Genomic DNA, 1,165 nt, shown 5'->3' on the forward strand with positions numbered 1-1,165 from the left:
TGTCTAAAGAAAAATTTGAACGTACGAAACCGCACGTTAACGTTGGTACTATCGGCCACGTTGACCACGGTAAAACAACTCTAACTGCAGCTATCTGTACTACTCTTGCTAAAGTTTACGGCGGTGTAGCTAAAGACTTCGCATCTATCGATAACGCTCCAGAAGAGCGTGAGCGCGGTATCACAATCGCAACTTCTCACGTTGAGTACGACACTCCATCACGCCACTACGCACACGTTGACTGTCCAGGACACGCTGACTATGTTAAAAACATGATCACTGGTGCTGCACAGATGGACGGTGGTATCCTAGTTGTTGCTGCGACAGATGGCCCAATGCCACAAACTCGTGAGCACATCCTACTAGGCCGTCAGGTTGGTATCCCATACATCATCGTATTCATGAACAAATGTGACATGGTTGACGATGAAGAGCTACTAGAACTAGTAGAAATGGAAGTTCGTGAGCTTCTATCTGAATACGATTTCCCAGGTGATGACCTACCAGTTATCCAAGGTTCTGCACTAGGCGCACTAAACGGCGAAGAGCAGTGGGAAGCGAAAATCGTTGAACTAGCAGAAGCTCTAGATACTTACATCCCTGAGCCAGAGCGTGCGGTAGATCAGCCATTCCTAATGCCTATCGAAGACGTATTCTCAATCCAAGGTCGTGGTACAGTAGTAACTGGCCGTATCGAGCGTGGTATCCTAACTGTAGGTGACGAAGTTGCTATCGTAGGTATCAAAGACACTACTACAACTACATGTACTGGTGTTGAGATGTTCCGTAAGCTTCTAGACGAAGGCCGTGCAGGTGAGAACGTTGGTGCACTTCTACGTGGTACTAAGCGTGACGAAGTTGAACGTGGTCAAGTACTAGCTAAGCCTGGTTCAATCACTCCACACACTAAGTTCGAATCAGAAGTATACGTACTGTCTAAAGATGAAGGTGGTCGTCACACTCCATTCTTCAAAGGCTACCGTCCACAGTTCTACTTCCGTACAACTGACGTAACTGGTGACATCCAGCTACCAGACGGCGTAGAAATGGTAATGCCAGGCGACAACGTACAGATGACTGTAGAGCTAATCGCACCAATCGCAATGGACGAAGGTCTACGTTTCGCGATCCGTGAAGGTGGCCGTACAGTAGGTGCTGGTGTTGT

1 protein-coding gene is annotated in these 1,165 nt (G+C 47.7%); it reads left to right on the plus strand.

Annotation, left to right across the window (positions count from 1 at the left end; translation table 11 throughout):
• Positions 1–1,165: elongation factor Tu (gene tuf / locus R8N47_RS23575; protein ID WP_171345263.1), on the plus strand; the 1,165-nt coding region annotated here is incomplete at both ends.

This window comes from Vibrio sp. 2132-1 (genome assembly GCF_033344315.1).